Genomic DNA, 17,887 nt, shown 5'->3' with positions numbered 1-17,887 from the left:
TATTGTGAGGGTGAGGCTAAAACAGAAGTGTTCAACCCGGAGAAATAAGTAGGGAATCATCAAAATTTCTTTTTAGCTTTAGATGGGGTTCGACTTATTTCCAAAGGAGTTGCTTCTGTTCCCACCGTTTCGAGAAGAGGTCGAGACAAAAGTCGTTTAGGTTTGAGAAATTGGAGAGAAAAGAGGCTGGGACAGAAGTGTTTCTTACTTTTGTCCCACGTTTTTTTTCGATATTTCCGGAAAATCTGATTTTGGATGCCGTTTATTGGGAATTAGAGTCTGTAGCAAAACTGATTTTTAGATTTGTCCCATATTTGTTCCTTTTTTTGAAAAAGCCAAGATCATCGAAAGATTGTAAAAAAGAGGGGATTTAGCTAGAAGTGGTACTCTTTTCGGTTGTGAATCAGGTATATACCAGTTATAATAGAAGAAACGAAAGGACGGGTATACGATATGTCGAATCAATTACCAGTATATATACAAATTCATGATCAGATCAAAAGTGAAATCGAACAGGGCATCTGGAAAATCGGTGATCGTCTTCCTTCTGAAAGAGAATTAGCTGTAAAATTCAATGTCAGTCGAATGACTTTGAGACAAGCGATTCAGAATCTAGCTGATGAAGGGATCCTAGAAAGAAAAATCGGTTCAGGTACATATGTCGCGCGTAAAAAAGTACAAGAAAAGATGACAGGTGCAACAAGTTTCACTGAAATCATGGAATCACAGAACCGAGTACCTTCCAGTCGAACGATTTCTTATTTTTTGACGTCTCCTAGTTCTAGTGAGATGGAAAAATTGAATCTGCAAAAAGAAGACACGATCTTACGTATGGAACGTATTCGTTACGCAGATGATATTCCAATCTGTTTTGAAGTAGCAAGTGTTCCTCAAAAAATCATCGATGCATACAGCAAAGCTGAAATAACCGAATCGCTTTATCGAACGCTTGAAGAAAAAAGCGGAAATAAGATCGGGGCAGCAAATCAAACCATCACGGCTGTGTTAGCATCTGAAAAGATCGCTGAGTATTTGGAGATCAAAAGAGGGGATGCGGTGTTGCGTTTGAGACAAATCTCTTATTTTGAAGACGGCACGCCATTCGAGTATGTACGTACGCAGTATGTAGGCAATCGTTTTGAATTTTATTTAGAAAAATAGTAGCAGGACATCTATTGGATAGAGGCTAGAACAGAAGTATTTAACTTCAATGATCAAGTTGAAGGAGTTAAATACTTCTGTTCTAGCCTCTTTTTTGAAAATTCCGAAAAACCGGACTTTTGGACGTTGTTTATTGGGAATTAGAGTCTATAGCAAAACTGATTTTTAGATTTGGCCCACGCGCTTCATTTTTTGAGTGTCGACAAGCAACAAAAGGGTCACTTGACTTATTTGTTGATCAGTTGTTCATGATAAGAAACAGCACCATCGGTAAATGAGACTTGGCCGTTCATTAACTCAATGATGGATTCTTTAAAAGAAGCCACGCTATCTTCTGTGATCAAACAAACTACAGTCACTTTATCTGTATAATTCGTTTCTTTGATCGTTAGCTGATTGAGTGTAAGATAGTTTTCTAATTTGCCTAATTGAGGATAGGTGATATGAACGGAAATCTCTTGTTGCAAGGTCCCTTTTACGATCCCGATCTCTTCTAAAGCATGTGAAACAGCATGCGTATACGCTCTGATCAGCCCTCCAGTACCAAGTTTTGTACCACCGAAATAGCGGGTAACGACCGCTATAACATTGATCAGTTCATTTTTTTTCAGCACTTCCAACATCGGTATACCAGCCGTTCCACTTGGCTCGCCATCGTCACTGCTTCTTTGGATCTCATTTTTTTCTCCGATCACGAATGCGCTACAATGATGATTTGCTTTCCAATATTCTTTTTTTATTGCTTGAATAAAATCTTTTGCTTCCTCTTCACTTGTGACTCGCTTGAGAGAGCAGATGAAACGTGATTTTTTGATTTCGATTTCACTCTGTCCGTCTTCTTTGATCGTTTGATAACTATGAAGTATGGTACTCACCTCTTTCACATTACAGTCAATAGTAAAAGTATAATGAATTCAGTCCATTGTTTCAACATTTATAACGCTTGCGAAATCAGAAGAGTGTGCGATAATAAAAGGAGAGAGGTGAGATGGGGATGAAAGAACGTACAAAAAAATATGATGCCATTACGCAATATTTAAAAAACAATGGTGGCTCGCAAATCACTCTGACATTTACTCAAATCGATGAACTGCTTTTTCCCAGTTATGGCCTCCCTAAATCTGCCAGACAAAGTACTGATTGGTGGGCGAATGATTATAAGCATCCTGAAAAAGGTGCATATGGTTGGATAAATGCTGGTTATGAAGTAGTGGTAATCAATCTGAAAAAGGAATATGTTGTTTTTAATCAGCTAGTTAAATCAAGTTGGTTATTTGATTGAATGACATTTTAAGAAACCGTTAACATTCTCTTTCTATTTTGTATAATAGGCACACAGACGAAAAAGAAAGCGCTTGTTTTGTAAAAAGGAGAGAGTAAAATGACAAAGAAAACAATCATGCTCGTATGTTCAGCTGGGATGAGTACCAGCTTACTTGTAACAAAAATGCAAAAGGCTGCCGAAGAAGAAGGAATCGACACAGATATTTTTGCAGTTTCTGCTTCTGATGCAGATAATCATTTAGCCTCAAAAGAGGTAGATGTTCTATTATTAGGGCCACAAGTTCGTTTTATGAAAGCTGACTTTGAAAAACGGTTAGAACCAAAGGGGATTCCGCTAGATATCATCAATATGGCTGATTACGGTCTGATGAATGGCGAAAAAGTATTGCAACAAGCGCTTCGTTTGATTGAATCTAAATAATAAATCAGCAGGGCTGAAGGAGTGTTTACTTCTGTTCCCGCTGTTTATACGAAAGTCTAGGGCAAAAGTATTTCTTACTTTTGTCTTAGACTTTTTTTATGATCCTCTCGTTTTGGCATATTTAGTTATGGGAGGTGATCCGAGTAAATACTAAGCTTTATGGGAGGCGATTACTCACAAGAGAACTGAACGAAATGGAAGAACCGTCTTTTCAAACGATTCTCTATAAAAAAGTCCCAGCAGTTGTTTTGGAAAAAAATTGGCTCATCTGCGGTCGCTGTGGGACAAGAAACCGAAAAAAGAACTGTCGATTAACTGAGAACTTGTATTATTGTACCCATTGTCTATTTTTGGGACGATGTGACAGTAGCCAGCAGTTATTTTTGTTTTGTCAGCCGTCATTACCAAAACGTCCCATTGCATTTGTTTGGACTGGCCAACTAACCTTTTTGCAAAAAACGATTTCAGATGCTATCGTCAACAGCCCAGCGAAACAGCATCATTTCATCTGGGCAGTCACTGGGGCAGGAAAAACAGAAATGCTCTATGGAATAATCAAGAAAACCTTAGAGATGGGTGGCAGAGTCGTCTTGTCTTCTCCGAGAGTGGATGTCTGCAATGAATTATTTCTCCGCTTTGATAAAGTATTTCCAGAAGAAAATATTTTGCTACTTCATGGAAAAACAAAGCTACCTTACCGATTTAGCCCATTTGTTATCTGCACGACACATCAACTTTACCGTTTTTATCAAGCCTTTGATTTGGTTGTGATCGATGAAGTGGATGCATTTCCTTACGCAGACGATCAAGGACTTTCCTTTGCTGTGCAGACTGCGATCAAGCCAACAGGTAGATTTATCTATTTAAGTGCTACGCCAGCTGAACGTTTATTAAAAGAAATTCGTATGGCGTTTCGAATACACTGTTTGCCTTTGCGTTTCCACCAGCGATTACTTCCTGAACCAAAGCTGTTTTTTTGGAATGATTGGCAGGAAAAATGTCTGTCAGAGAAGAAGGTCCGCCCTTTGATACGTAAACTTGAACAGTTATTGGCACAAAATCATGTATTGCTTTTTTGTCCAAGCATCAAGATCATGGAACGCTTGACACGACTTTTGATGGAAAAAATGCCAGATTACAGAATAGCAAATGCTTCTGCTCGCGATCCAGATCGCATAGCGAAAGTGGCAAAAATGCGAGAAAAAAAGTATGATATCCTACTGACAACGATGATTCTTGAGCGAGGAGTGACTTTTGAAAAAGTCTCAGTGGTCGTTTTAGGTGCGGATCATCGTGTATTTACAAAATCTTCATTGGTACAGATCGCTGGGAGAGCAGACAGAAAAGGTGCTTTTTCGAATAGTGAAGTGTACTTTTTCTATGAAGAAAAAACAATAGCTATTATACAAGCTTGTCACGAAATCAAAGAGATGAATAAGCAAGGCAAAAAATTGCGAGGTCAAAAATGAAATGTTGCTATTGTCATTGTCGCTTGATACACGACTTAAACATCAAGGAACTTTTTTGGCGAGTAAAAAAAGTTCCACAGTTATGCAGTGATTGTACTGCGTTGTTTCAGCAAATTCCTAAACAAGGAAGATGTCCGCGTTGCGCAAAGCAGTTCACGGAGAAGAGCAAGATCTGTCAGGATTGTTTCACATGGCAAAACAAGTTTCCTGATTATGATTTTGTCCATCACGCTTTTTTTGTGTACGATCCTGCCTTTCAAGAATGGTTGAATCAGTATAAGTTTATGGGAGATATCCGCCTTTCAGGAACATTCGCTGCTTACTGGAAAAATTTACAAAAGCAACACCCAGAAGCCATTTTTTGTCCAGTTCCTTTGTCAAACGAACGATTAGCTGAGAGAGGCTTCAATCAAGTGAGTGAAATGCTAGTAGCAGCGGAAGTTGATTATCAGATGTTAGTGACTCGTATCCATCACTCAAACCCACAAGCAAAAAAAACAAGAAATGAGCGATTAGCCAGCATCCAACCATTTGGTATTACGGTCGATTCGTCTGGAATAAAGGGGAAAACTATTTTTGTGATCGATGATGTTTATACGACTGGGCAGACGTTATTTCATGTAGCCAGTTGCCTTTTGCCTCATCAACCAAAGAAAATCCGGACGTATTCTTTAGCGCGATAAATAAATATTAGAAACTGATGGAATTGATAGCGATTTAGTTTGCAAATACATTAGAGTTCGATATAATAGTATTAAGAAGAGGGAAAGAGTGGTCCTTCTCCTTCTTGATTGTGGTAGACGAAAGGGGTAATTTTTATGTTTAGATATAATGTACGCGGTGAAAATATCGAAGTGACTGAAGCGATTCGGGACTACGTTGAGAAAAAAGTAGGAAAATTAGAACGTTACTTCAGTGACGCACCAGATGCTACAGCCCATGTAAATTTAAAAGTTTATACTGAAAAAACAGCGAAAGTGGAAGTAACCATTCCATTACCTTATCTTGTATTACGCGCCGAAGAAACTTCACCAGATCTATATGCAAGTATCGATTTGGTCGTTGATAAATTGGAACGTCAAATCCGCAAATTCAAGACAAAAATCAACCGTAAATCTCGCGAAAAAGGAATCAATGCAGCAGATGCGGCGGTTTTATTCAATAATGAAGCTGATGGAAATGAAAGTGATTCTGAATTAGATATCGTTCGTACGAAACGCTTGTCATTGAAACCAATGGATAGTGAAGAAGCTGTTTTACAAATGAACATGTTGGGTCATAATTTCTTCATTTTTGAAGATGCGGACACAAACGGTACAAGTATCGTTTACCGTCGTAAAGATGGAAAATACGGTTTAATCGAAACAGATTGATAAATAACAACTAAATCAGTAAAAATTGACTTGCAGCACTCTTAAAAGGGGTGTTGCGAGTCTTTTTTCACTTTTTCTAAGATGAGTAAATATGAATTAATTATGAAGTTCTCACTTTAATCGTCTTAAGATATTTCAATTATTAGTGACTAATGCTAAAATGGAAGGTATAGTCTACATAGTCTGGATAATATATGTAAAAAAGGAGATTACACAACGTATGGCCAATTTTATTCGTTCGATTATCGAAAATGATAAAAAAGAACTAAAACGTTTAGATAGCATTGCCAAAAAAGTCGAAGCCCACGCTGACGAAATGGCAGCATTAACAGATGAACAATTACAAGCGAAAACAGCTGAATTCAAAGCTCGTTATCAAAAAGGTGAAACATTAGATCAACTATTACCTGAAGCATTTGCGGTTGTTCGTGAAGCGGCAAAACGTGTTTTAGGTTTGTACCCATACCATGTCCAATTAATGGGTGGGATCGTCCTTCATGATGGGAACATTCCTGAAATGCGTACTGGTGAAGGGAAGACGCTGACTGCCACTATGCCAGTTTATTTGAATGCATTGACTGGAGAAGGGGTACACGTTGTTACAGTCAATGAATATTTGGCAACTCGTGACTCCACAGAAATGGGAGAACTATACAATTTCTTAGGCTTGACGGTAGGATTGAACATCAATTCAAAATCAGCAGATGAAAAACGTGAAGCTTATCTTTGTGACATCACGTACAGTACGAATAACGAATTAGGGTTCGATTATTTGCGGGACAATATGGTCGTTTATCGTCATCAAATGGTTCAACGTCCATTGAACTATGCGATCGTCGACGAAGTAGACTCCATTTTGATCGATGAAGCAAGAACACCGTTGATCATTTCAGGACAAGCAGAAAAATCAACTGCTTTGTATACAAGAGCTGACAATTTCGTCAAACGATTGAAGGAAGAAGAAGATTATAAAATCGATGTTCAGTCGAAGACAATCAGTTTAACAGAAGCAGGAATCGAAAAAGCAGAAGAAACTTTCGGCTTAAAAAATCTATATGACATTGAAAATACAGCATTGACGCACCATCTTGACCAAGCGTTACGTGCAAACTATATCATGCTCTTGGATATCGATTATGTTGTTCAAGAAGGAAAAGTATTGATCGTTGACCAATTTACAGGACGTATCATGGATGGACGCCGTTATTCAGATGGATTGCATCAAGCGATCGAAGCAAAAGAAGGCGTAGAGATCGAAGACGAAACCAAAACAATGGCTACGATCACCTTCCAAAATTACTTCCGTATGTATAAAAAACTTTCAGGGATGACAGGTACAGCAAAAACGGAAGAAGAAGAATTTAGAGAAATCTATAACATCCAGGTTTTCCAAATACCAACCAACCGCCCAGTTATTCGTGATGATCGAGCAGATCTACTGTATCCTACATTGACAAGTAAGTTTCATGCAGTCGTCCAAGATATCAAAGATCGTTACCGTAAAGGGCAGCCTGTACTAGTAGGTACTGTCGCAGTCGAAACCTCTGAACTGCTTTCTGATCTATTGAATCGTGAACGGATTCCTCATGAAGTCTTGAATGCGAAAAATCACTTTAAAGAAGCAGAAATCATCATGAACGCCGGTCAAAAAGGCGCAGTTACGATTGCAACCAATATGGCTGGACGAGGAACAGATATCAAGCTTGGTCTTGGTGTTCGCGAATTAGGTGGTTTAGCCGTTATCGGGACAGAACGTCATGAATCTCGACGTATCGATAATCAGTTGCGTGGACGTGCTGGTCGTCAAGGGGATCCAGGGATGTCTCAATTTTATCTTTCATTGGAAGATGATTTGATGAAACGATTTGGTTCTGAACGTATCAAAGCATTCTTGGACCGTATGAAGATTGGTGAAGAAGATGCTGTGATCCAAAGCAAAATGCTATCTAAGCAAGTTGAATCTGCTCAAAAACGCGTAGAAGGAAATAACTACGATACACGTAAAAACGTCTTGCAATACGATGATGTTATGCGTGAACAACGTGAAGTGATCTATAAACAACGTCAAGAAGTCATCATGGAAGAAAAGAGTCTTTCTAAACCATTGATGAACATGGTCAAACGCACGATCAGTCGTGTCGTCGATGCGCATACACAATTAGAAAAAGAGAATTGGAATCTGGAAGGGATCGCTGATTTCGCTGGTAGTACACTTGTCCATGAAGATAGTATCTCTGTTGACGATCTAAAAGGAAAAGAACCACAACAAATCAAAGAATACTTGAATGAATTAGCACAGGAGATCTTCAATACGAAAGCCGCTCAACTGAACGGTCCTGAACAATTGCTTGAATTTGAAAAAGTAGTGATTCTGCGAGTGGTCGATTCAAAATGGACAGATCACATCGATGCGATGGACCAGTTACGTCAATCAATCGGTCTGCGCGCCTATGGACAAAATAATCCATTAGTTGAATATCAAACAGAAGGCTACAAAATGTTTGAAGACATGGTCGGAGCCATCGAATATGAAGTTACACGTATCTTTATGAAGGCAGAAATTCGTCAAAATGTTCAACGTGAACAAGTATCACAAGGCGAAGCAGTTCAACCGACAACTGGTGACGCAAAAGAAAATAGCAATACAAATGCGAAAAAACAACCAGTGCATGTGAACAAAGTAGGCAGAAACGATCCATGTCCTTGTGGAAGCGGAAAAAAATATAAAAACTGTCATGGAAAAGATGAAAACTAATTTTTGACAGTAAAGTTGGTGAGATCGGTTCTTTTTGATTAAGAATTGACTCACCTTCTTTCTGTTAAGAAACGATTCTGGTAAACTAAAGATACTTAAAATAAATCGTAGTCAAAAGAAAGAGGGATAAATATGGAAATTTCAGAGATTCGCAACCTATTATCTGAAATGCGAGAAAAGGTCACAAGTTTCAGGAGGTCTCTTTGACTTAGACCAATTAGAAGAAGATATCGCTGAAGCAGAAGCTAAAATGGCGGAACCTGGATTCTGGGATGATAGTGAAGCCGCTCAGAAAGTAATCAACGAAAATAACGCGAACAAAGAAACCTATGACCAATTCAACGCATTAGCAGAAGAATTGGAAGAATTAGAGTTGATGGTGGAGATGCTGCAAGAAGAACCAGATGCACAAATGCAGCAAGAAACAGAAGAAAGACTGCAAACATTAGACGAAAAAATGAAAACCTATGAATTAGCGATGCTGTTAGATGGACCGTATGATCGGAATAACGCAATTATCGAGTTGCATCCAGGGGCAGGTGGTACAGAATCGCAAGACTGGGGAAGCATGCTCTTACGTATGTATACTAGATGGTCGGAACAACATGGCTATCAGGTGGAAACTCTTGATTATCAAGCAGGAGATGAAGCAGGGATCAAAAGTGTCACCTTGCTGATCAAAGGCCATAATGCTTACGGATATCTAAAATCAGAAAAGGGTGTGCACCGACTTGTACGGATCTCGCCATTTGATTCGGCGAAGCGTCGTCACACGTCCTTTTGTTCAGTAGATGTCATGCCAGAACTAGACGAAACGATCGATGTTGCAATCAATCCCGATGATTTGAAAATCGACACGTATCGAGCAAGTGGTGCGGGCGGACAGCATATCAATAAAACAGAATCAGCTGTACGGATCACCCATCTTCCTACAGGTACAGTAGTTGCCAGTCAAGCGCAACGGTCACAATTGAAGAACAGAGAACAAGCAATGGGCATGCTGAAAGCGAAACTTTACCAACTTGAAGTGGAAAAGAAAGAACAAGAAGCTGCCGCTTTGCGAGGAGAACAAAAAGAAATCGGCTGGGGATCACAGATACGTTCTTATGTTTTCCATCCATATTCAATGGTCAAGGATCATCGTACGAATGTTGAAACTGGGAATGTCCAAGCGGTAATGGATGGTGACCTGGATCTCTTTATCGATGGTTATTTAAAGATGCATCTTTGATTAGTTGAAGATAAATGATAAATGACATAAAATTGTAAGATTTTGAAAGCAAGATGAAACATTACCATGCTATAATGGTAAAAGACTGAAAAAGATATGGAGAGAACGCCATGATTGAAATGAAGGATGTAATGAAGAAGTACTCAAATGGTACGACTGCAATCCGAAATCTTTCGGTTGTTATCGATCAGGGAGAATTCGTCTATGTAGTTGGTCCATCTGGGGCTGGTAAATCTACATTCATCAAATTGATGTATCGAGAAGAAAAAGCTACAAAAGGAACACTGAATGTTGCTGGACATGATTTGTTAGAAATCAAAAATCGTGAGGTTCCTTATCTGCGCAGAGAGATCGGCGTAGTATTCCAAGATTATAAGTTACTCCCAAGAAAAACAGTATATGAAAATGTTGCTTATGCGATGCAAGTTATCGGACGTAAGCCTCGAGATATCAAAAAACGTGTCATGGAAGTATTAGATTTAGTGGGATTGAAACACAAGGTCCGTGTATTTCCAAGTGAACTATCTGGTGGGGAACAGCAACGGGTTTCGATTGCTCGAGCAATCGTCAATACGCCTAAAGTACTGATTGCAGATGAACCTACTGGAAATCTGGATCCCGAAAACTCATGGGAAATCATGAAATTACTGGATCGGATCAATGCTCAAGGAACGACGGTCGTTATGGCAACCCATAACAGTACGATCGTTAATACAATTCGTCACCGGGTAATCGCCATCGAAAATGGTCGGATCATTCGTGACCAAGCGGAAGGGGAATATGGATACGATGATTAGAACCTTTTTCCGTCATATATTAGAAAGTATCAAAAGTTTGAAGCGTAATGGCTGGATGACAGTTGCTTCAGTCAGTGCTGTAACGATCACGTTAACTTTAGTTGGTTTATTTATGGCAGTCATCATGAATGCAACCAAAATTGCTGAAGACATCGAAGGAAATGTAGAAGTTTCAGTTTTCATCGATATTGGTACAAATGAGAAAGATATGAAAAAACTCGAAAGTGAGTTAAAAGAAATCGATCACGTAAAAAATGTGACATTTTCAAGTAAAGCACAAGAACTGAAAAAAATCCAAAATGCGATGGGTGACTCATGGAGTCTTTTTGAAGGAGACAATAATCCTTTATATGACGTATATGTTGTTAGTACTACTGATCCATCCCATACCAAAGAGGTATCAGAAGCTGCTGCTAAGCTAGCAAATGTTTCGCGAGCAGATTATGGTGGAACCTCTTCCGATCGGATACTTAAGATTGCTAGCGCCGTTCGTACTTGGGGATTAGCTGCTGCTGCGTTGTTATTATTCATTGCTATGTTCTTGATATCCAATACGATCCGAATCACCATCCTTTCACGTCAAAGGGAAATCCAAATCATGCGACTGGTTGGTGCTAAAAACGGCTATATTCGTTGGCCATTCTTTTTAGAAGGTGGCTGGATCGGTTTGATTGGTGCAGTCATTCCTGTATTGATCATCACATTTGGTTATGATCAAGCATTCCAAGCACTGAACCCAACACTTTTACGTTCACATTATTCGATGATCCATCCTCAAGACATTGTGTGGAAGATCAATCTATTGATGGTTGGTATCGGTGTGATCATCGGTTCATTAGGTTCAATTATTTCAATGAGACGTTTCTTGAAATTCTAAAAGACTTTTGTTTGCCCCCTCATTTAGCAAGGAGCGATCAAAGTCAATCCAATATACACAAAATAGAATCTAGAAAGTGACCAATAATTTAAAACAAAAAAGCATCTCTTGTTAAATTCACGTTATAATGAATTCAATAAGAGATGCTTTTTCAATGGGGATCAGTTTAGTCGATTCAGGTCAAAAAGAGTGTACAGATAAAATAAGAGAAAATTGTTCATCCCACTAGGTGGGGGAGTTCTTCCTGTTTTGCTTCTTTATTTCCTATCATTTTCATACTTTCGCTTTACTTTAAAAAACAACTTAGTTATTCTTAAGTAGGTGAAAAAGTAAAGAGGTGAAACTATGGGATTGATTGTTGATAATTTTTTTACCTTTATCTTGATTCTAAACATTTTATTATCCTTTGTTATCGTATTTCGTGAGAGAAAAGAAACAGCTCAAACATGGGAATGGTTATTAGTGTTGATGTTTATTCCGATCGTTGGTTTCATTCTGTATATTTTCTTAGGAAGAGGGATTTCTAAAGACAAGATTTTCGATTTGAAACTCCAAGGTAAGATCGGGAAAAATCTTGAGATCGAGGAAGATAAACAAGCATTGATGCGGGGATTGTATCCTCACCCGCCAACAGGACTGGTAGATGTAAAGCAGTTGATCTACATGTTGACTGTTTTTGAAAGTACATTGTATACGACAAGAAATAAAGTTACTTTGTTTACGGATGGACGAGAGAAGTTTGATGCGTTGCTGGAAGATATCAAACAGGCAACAGATCATATCCATTTACAATACTATATCTATCGAAGCGACACACTGGGAGTTGAGGTTCGAGATGCATTGATTGATGCGGCAAAGCGAGGCGTTAAAGTAAGGGTCCTTTTAGATGCATGGGGATCAACGCAAGTAACGGCAAGTTTTTTTGATGGCTTGAAAGCAGCTGGCGGTGAAGTCGCTTTCTTTTTTCCATTATTTGTACCTTATATCAATCCACGGATCAACTATCGAAATCATCGTAAAATTGTTGTGATCGATGGGAATATTGGATACACTGGCGGATTCAATGTGGGAAATGAATACTTGGGACAAGTGCAAAAATTTGGTTACTGGCGCGACAACCACTTACGGATTCATGGTGAAGCCGTATATGCGTTACAAAACCGCTTTTTGATGGACTGGAATTCACAACATACGAAAGAAGTCAGTTATGATCCAAAGTTCTTTCCACAAATAAAACCGAGTGGAGATATGGCACTGCAAATTGTAACGAGCGGCCCAGATACGGAGCATGAACAAATCAAGATGACCTATCTAAAGATGATTTCTTTAGCCAAAAAAGAGATATTGATACAGACACCGTACTACATACCGGATGAATCAATTCATGAAGCCTTAAAATTGGCTTTGCTTTCAGGTGTGAAGGTCCATATGCAAATTCCTAATAAACCAGATCATCTTCTTGTTTATTGGGCGACATACTCTTTTGCGGCGGAACTTCTTGAATACGGTGCGGTGATCGAAACATATGAAAATGGATTTATCCATGCGAAAACAATGATCATTGATAATGGGGTCGTTTCAGTTGGATCAGCGAATATCGATGTTCGATCGTTTAGACTCGACTTCGAAGTAAATGCTTTGATCTATGATGAACGGATGGCTTCACAAGTGCGAAAAGCCTTTTTTGATGATTCAAAAGTCTCACAACCATTAACGAAAGAAAAATATGAACAACGTGGAACGATCATTAAATTCAAAGAAGGATTAGCACGCTTGATCTCGCCATTACTATAATTAAGGATCAATTCAAAAAGGACATAAAACACACGTCAGGGACGTCGTCTTATGTCCTTTTTTGTCGGGGCCATTTCTGTAGTCTGTCAGAAATGGAGAAAGCGTCTCGCATGAGCGGATTGACTTTGGGGTATCTCTTGTTTTTTGGGGAAAGCAAGAAATAAATCAATATATGCTTTTTAAAGAGACACATTTCAAAGCCAGTATAGCATAGAAACACTCAATGAGATAGTATTTTTTTTATTTATATAATTATTTTTTGTTATTTAATGAATTCGATTCGTTTTCAAGTATTCGCTAAAATGTTAAAATGAACTTAATTTAGGATTGAAGGAGATTTCTAATGAAAAAATCAAAATTACTCTTACCCATAATAGGATTAACGATTCTTTTATCTGGTTGTTCCAAATGGATTGATCGTGGCGAGTCGATCACCGCTGTCGGCTCATCTGCACTACAACCTTTAGTTGAAACGGTAGCAGAAAGTTATCAAACAGAAAACCCCGGAAAATTCATCAATGTACAAGGGGGAGGAAGCGGTACAGGCTTGTCACAAGTCCAATCAGGCGCAGTTGATATAGGGAATTCAGATTTGTTTGCAGAAGAAAAATCAGGGATCGATGCATCTGCTTTAGTGGATCATCGTGTAGCTGTCGTAGGAATAACGCCGATTGTGAACAAAGGTATCGGTGTCAAAAACATTTCTATGGAGAATTTAAGAAAAATATTTACCGGCGAGATCACGAATTGGAAAGAAGTTGGTGGAAAAGATCAACCAGTGGTTATTTTAAATCGCGCTTCTGGAAGCGGTACACGCAGTACCTTTGAGAAATGGGTATTGGATGGTGAAACAGCTATCCGTGCACAGGAACAAGACTCAAGCGGGATGGTACGGCAGATCGTGGCAGATACGCCGGGAGCAATCAGCTATGTGGCTTTTTCTTATGTGACAGATGATGTGGACACCCTAAGCATTGATGGTGTCGCACCGACTGATGAAAATGTGACAACGAATAAATGGACGATTTGGGCATATGAACATATGTACACCAGAAATAAACCTAAAGAACTGACAAAAGAATTTTTAGACTATATTCTTTCTGACGAAGTACAAAATAATATTGTCGGAGAATTAGGTTATATCCCTGTTTCGAAGATGGAAGTTGTGCGTGATTGGGAAGGAAACATTGTAAAATAACTGCCTTTACACAAAATTTACAAACTTAGCATAAATTTTACATGTTATTAAACTCAAATTGATGTTCACTTTGTAAACTGAATACGTATGTTAGACCTGATTAGGGAGGAATCATCTGTGGAAGATGTGAAAAAAGCATTATTAACAAAATCCAAACGTTCAAAAATGGAACAACGCGGCAAATTTATCAGTTTTCTCTGTATCGCGCTGATCGTTGTCGTAGTGTTAGCAATTTTTTATTTTGTTGCCAGTAAAGGTTTAGCAACCTTTTTTGTCGATAAAATCAATGTGTTTGATTTCTTGTTTGGCACAAACTGGAATCCAGGACAAGTAGGGGCAAATGGCAAACCGATGGTAGGTGCATTGCCGATGATCGCAGGTTCGTTCATCGTCACATTCCTATCAGCGATCATCGCTACTCCTTTTGCCATCGGTGCAGCAGTATTCATGACGGAGATCTCTCCAAAGAATGGAACGAAAATTCTGCAACCGGTCATTGAACTATTGGTCGGTATTCCATCTGTTGTTTATGGGTTCATCGGTTTATCTGTCGTTGTTCCGTTCATCCGTAGTATTTTTGGCGGAACAGGATTTGGTATCCTAGCAGGGACATTTGTCCTTTTTGTCATGATCTTACCAACAGTAACGACAATGACGGTCGATGCGCTAAAGGCAGTACCAAGACATTATCGTGAAGCATCTTTAGCGTTGGGAGCGACAAGATGGCAAACAATCTATAAAGTAGTTTTACGTGCCGCTATACCTGGAATATTGACTGCCATCGTTTTTGGCATGGCTCGTGCATTTGGTGAAGCATTAGCAATTCAAATGGTCATCGGTAATGCTGCGTTGATGCCGACAGGATTGACTACACCAGCTTCAACATTGACTTCTATTTTAACAATGGGAATCGGTAATACGCTCATGGGAACGACCGAGAACAATGTTTTATGGTCATTGGCATTGATCTTGCTATTGATGTCATTATTCTTTAATATCGTGATTCGAATGATCGGTAAGAAAGGGGCACTGAAATAATGAACGCAAAACGCTCTGACAAAATCGCCACAGGCATCCTCTACGTGATTTCAGGGATCATCGTGTTGATCTTAGCGGCTTTACTCTTATATATTCTCGTTCGAGGGGTTCCTCATATTTCTTGGGCCTTTCTGACTGAACCATCTAAAGCTTACCAAGCAGGCGGTGGGATCGGCATCCAGTTATTCAACTCGATTTACTTACTTATCATCACAATGATCATCAGTTTCCCGCTCTCATTAGGAGCAGGTATTTATCTTTCTGAATACGCTGGAAAAAATTGGGTGACAGATATCATCCGCACTTCTATCGAAATTCTAAGTTCTTTACCATCAGTAGTTGTCGGTCTATTTGGATTTTTAGTATTTGTTATTCAATTCCAATATGGCTTTTCGATCATCTCTGGGGCACTGGCATTAACAGTATTCAATCTACCTTTGCTGACAAGAACAGTCGAGGAATCATTACAAGCTGTTCATTACACACAAAGAGAAGCAGGATTAGCATTAGGCTTATCTCGTTGGGAAACAGTTATCCGGGTCGTGGTACCGGAAGCAACACCTGGGATATTGACAGGTGTCATCTTAAGTTCAGGAAGAATCTTTGGAGAAGCAGCTGCATTGATCTATACAGCTGGACAAAGTGCACCTGCACTTGATTTTTCAAACTGGAATCTATTAAGTGTTTCCAGTCCGATCAGCATTTTCCGTCAAGCTGAAACATTAGCTGTTCACATTTGGAAAATCAATACAGAAGGAACGATGCCAGATGGCGTTGCTGTGTCAGCAGGGGCATCAGCAGTTTTGATCATCGCTGTATTATTGTTCAACTTTGCTGCACGTGCGATCGGCAAACGTTTATACCGTAAAATGACTTCAGCTTAAGGAGAAGAAGTAAGATGAAAGAATATAATTGGAATGAAACAAATATCATCACAATGGGACAAGAAAAAGAAGTCGCTTTGTATACAGATGATCTTCATGTTTGGTATGGCGATAACGAAGCAATCAAAGGGGTAGACTTAGCTTTTGAGAAAAATAAGATCACTGCATTGATTGGGCCATCTGGATGCGGAAAATCAACTTACTTACGTTCATTGAATCGGATGAACGACGGAATCGCGAATACGAAAGTCACTGGAAAGATCATGTATAAAGATGTAGATATCAATGCACCGCAAATCGATGTATATGAAATGCGTAAACGTATCGGGATGGTTTTTCAGCGACCGAATCCGTTTAGTAAATCCATTTATGAAAATATCACGTTTGCACTGAAACAACATGGTGAAAAAAACAAAAAGAAATTAGATGAGATCGTAGAAACTAGCTTGAAACAGGCTGCTCTATGGGATCAAGTGAAAGATAGCTTGGATAAAAGTGCTCTTGCTCTATCTGGAGGACAACAACAACGATTATGTATCGCCCGTGCGATCGCAATGAAACCAGATATTCTGTTGTTAGATGAGCCAGCAAGTGCATTAGATCCGATTTCTACAGGAACAGTAGAAGAAACATTAGTTAACTTAAAAGAAGACTACACGATCATCATCGTGACGCATAATATGCAACAAGCTGCACGTATCAGTGATTATACTGCTTTCTTCTATCTAGGAAAGGCAATCGAATACGATAAGACGAACAAGATATTTACCAGACCAAAAATTCAGGCAACCGAAGATTATGTGTCCGGTCACTTTGGTTAAGACGGAGGACTTGTTATGGCAAAAGAAATAATTTCATCAAAAGATCTTCACTTATATTATGGAAAAAAAGAAGCATTGAAGGGGATCGATTTAAGTTTCAATCAAGGCGAGATCACAGCAATGATCGGTCCTTCCGGTTGTGGGAAATCAACTTATCTGCGTTCATTGAACCGAATGAATGACCTGATTCCAGGTGTTACGATCACCGGTAGTGTTCTTTATAAAGGAAAAGATATCTATGGACCAAAGACAGATATCGTTGAATTGCGAAAAGAAATCGGCATGGTATTCCAACAACCAAATCCGTTTCCATTCTCAATCTATGAAAATGTGATCTATGGATTAAAGTTAAAAGGTGAAAAAGACAAAAAAGTTCTCGACCAAGTAGTCGAAGAAAGTTTAAAAGCTGCATCAGTGTGGGAAGATGTCAAAGACAAATTGCATAAAAGTGCGTTATCTTTATCAGGTGGGCAACAACAACGGGTTTGTATCGCCCGAGTATTAGCAGTCAATCCAGAAATCATCTTGCTTGATGAACCAACAAGTGCCCTAGATCCAGTATCGACTGGGAAAATCGAAAGTATGCTCTTGGAATTAAAAGAAAGATATACTATGATTATAGTTACGCATAATCTGTCTCAAGCTTCACGTATTTCGGATAAAACAGCCTTTTTCTTAGATGGACATTTGATCGAATTCAATGACACGAAAAAGATTTTCATGAATCCAGAAAAAAAAGAAACAGAAGACTATATCTCAGGAAGATTTGGATAGGGAGGAAATG

Annotated in this window: 17 protein-coding genes; 16 read left to right on the top strand and 1 reads right to left on the bottom strand. The window is 39.0% G+C overall.

The features are described from left to right. Positions 1–453: 453 nt before the first annotated feature. On the top strand, positions 454–1,161 hold the full coding sequence (locus tag IGI47_RS10800; protein ID WP_005880442.1) for a GntR family transcriptional regulator: 708 nt from the start codon (positions 454–456) through the stop codon (positions 1,159–1,161). Between the two features lie 227 nt (positions 1,162–1,388). On the opposite strand, the gene IGI47_RS10795 is transcribed toward IGI47_RS10800, so the two are convergent. Beyond that, complete coding sequence (locus IGI47_RS10795) at positions 1,389–2,027, bottom strand: YigZ family protein (protein ID WP_311929665.1); 639 nt, start codon at positions 2,025–2,027, stop codon at positions 1,389–1,391. Between the two features lie 128 nt (positions 2,028–2,155). Between IGI47_RS10795 and IGI47_RS10790 the strand changes: the two genes are divergently transcribed. From IGI47_RS10790 to pstB (IGI47_RS10720), 15 genes are all read left to right on the top strand, one after another. Next, complete coding sequence (locus IGI47_RS10790) at positions 2,156–2,443, top strand: DUF7662 domain-containing protein (RefSeq protein ID WP_025479974.1); 288 nt, start codon at positions 2,156–2,158, stop codon at positions 2,441–2,443. 99 nt (positions 2,444–2,542) lie between these two features. Next, positions 2,543–2,866 (top strand): PTS sugar transporter subunit IIB, encoded by a 324-nt coding sequence (locus tag IGI47_RS10785; RefSeq protein WP_005880436.1) that lies wholly within the window; start codon positions 2,543–2,545, stop codon positions 2,864–2,866. Between the two features lie 194 nt (positions 2,867–3,060). Next, a complete protein-coding gene (locus IGI47_RS10780) occupies positions 3,061–4,335 on the top strand; it encodes a helicase-related protein (RefSeq protein ID WP_438784207.1) in 1,275 nt (424 codons plus the stop codon). Next, positions 4,332–5,018, top strand: a complete 687-nt coding sequence (locus tag IGI47_RS10775; protein WP_311929450.1) for a ComF family protein — start codon at positions 4,332–4,334, stop codon at positions 5,016–5,018. Before IGI47_RS10780 ends, IGI47_RS10775 begins: the two co-directional genes overlap by 4 nt. Positions 5,019–5,153: 135 nt before the next feature. Next, positions 5,154–5,708, top strand: a complete 555-nt coding sequence (gene hpf, locus IGI47_RS10770) for a ribosome hibernation-promoting factor, HPF/YfiA family (protein WP_005880431.1) — start codon at positions 5,154–5,156, stop codon at positions 5,706–5,708. Between the two features lie 220 nt (positions 5,709–5,928). Beyond that, the gene (gene secA / locus IGI47_RS10765; protein ID WP_005880429.1) at positions 5,929–8,463 is read left to right on the top strand and encodes a preprotein translocase subunit SecA; all 2,535 of its coding nucleotides are present in this window, start codon (positions 5,929–5,931) and stop codon (positions 8,461–8,463) included. A 132-nt stretch (positions 8,464–8,595) separates the two neighbouring features. Continuing rightward, positions 8,596–9,694, top strand: a protein-coding gene (gene prfB / locus IGI47_RS10760) for a peptide chain release factor 2 (RefSeq protein WP_311929449.1) whose coding sequence is annotated in 2 segments (ribosomal slippage) — positions 8,596–8,667 and positions 8,669–9,694 — 1,098 coding nt in all. Because the reading frame shifts where the segments join, the coding sequence is not laid out codon by codon here. A gap of 110 nt (positions 9,695–9,804) precedes the next feature. Beyond that, positions 9,805–10,491, top strand: a complete 687-nt coding sequence (gene ftsE / locus IGI47_RS10755; RefSeq protein ID WP_005880425.1) for a cell division ATP-binding protein FtsE — start codon at positions 9,805–9,807, stop codon at positions 10,489–10,491. Next, the gene (gene ftsX, locus IGI47_RS10750; RefSeq protein ID WP_311929663.1) at positions 10,484–11,368 is read left to right on the top strand and encodes a permease-like cell division protein FtsX; all 885 of its coding nucleotides are present in this window, start codon (positions 10,484–10,486) and stop codon (positions 11,366–11,368) included. The genes ftsE and ftsX overlap by 8 nt, the downstream gene beginning before the upstream one ends. Positions 11,369–11,713: 345 nt before the next feature. After that, the gene (gene cls / locus IGI47_RS10745; RefSeq protein WP_438784205.1) at positions 11,714–13,162 is read left to right on the top strand and encodes a cardiolipin synthase; all 1,449 of its coding nucleotides are present in this window, start codon (positions 11,714–11,716) and stop codon (positions 13,160–13,162) included. A 343-nt stretch (positions 13,163–13,505) separates the two neighbouring features. Continuing rightward, positions 13,506–14,360, top strand: a complete 855-nt coding sequence (locus tag IGI47_RS10740; RefSeq protein ID WP_311929445.1) for a phosphate ABC transporter substrate-binding protein PstS — start codon at positions 13,506–13,508, stop codon at positions 14,358–14,360. A 117-nt stretch (positions 14,361–14,477) separates the two neighbouring features. Beyond that, entirely contained in the window at positions 14,478–15,398 is a 921-nt protein-coding gene (pstC, locus tag IGI47_RS10735) for a phosphate ABC transporter permease subunit PstC (RefSeq protein ID WP_438784204.1), read from the top strand. Then, the gene (gene pstA, locus IGI47_RS10730) at positions 15,398–16,282 is read left to right on the top strand and encodes a phosphate ABC transporter permease PstA (protein WP_438784202.1); all 885 of its coding nucleotides are present in this window, start codon (positions 15,398–15,400) and stop codon (positions 16,280–16,282) included. The genes pstC and pstA overlap by 1 nt, the downstream gene beginning before the upstream one ends. A 14-nt stretch (positions 16,283–16,296) precedes the next feature. After that, positions 16,297–17,103 (top strand): phosphate ABC transporter ATP-binding protein PstB, encoded by an 807-nt coding sequence (pstB, locus tag IGI47_RS10725; protein ID WP_016177416.1) that lies wholly within the window; start codon positions 16,297–16,299, stop codon positions 17,101–17,103. Positions 17,104–17,118: 15 nt separating this feature from the next. After that, complete coding sequence (pstB, locus tag IGI47_RS10720) at positions 17,119–17,877, top strand: phosphate ABC transporter ATP-binding protein PstB (protein ID WP_016177417.1); 759 nt, start codon at positions 17,119–17,121, stop codon at positions 17,875–17,877. Positions 17,878–17,887 lie beyond the last annotated feature (10 nt).

The sequence above is a fragment of the Enterococcus sp. AZ191 genome (assembly GCF_051713845.1).
In the GTDB taxonomy this organism is placed as follows: Bacteria; Bacillota; Bacilli; order Lactobacillales; family Enterococcaceae; genus Enterococcus_B; species Enterococcus_B durans.
Note: the sequence above shows the minus strand (reverse complement) of the source record. Positions and strands in the feature narration are given on the sequence as shown.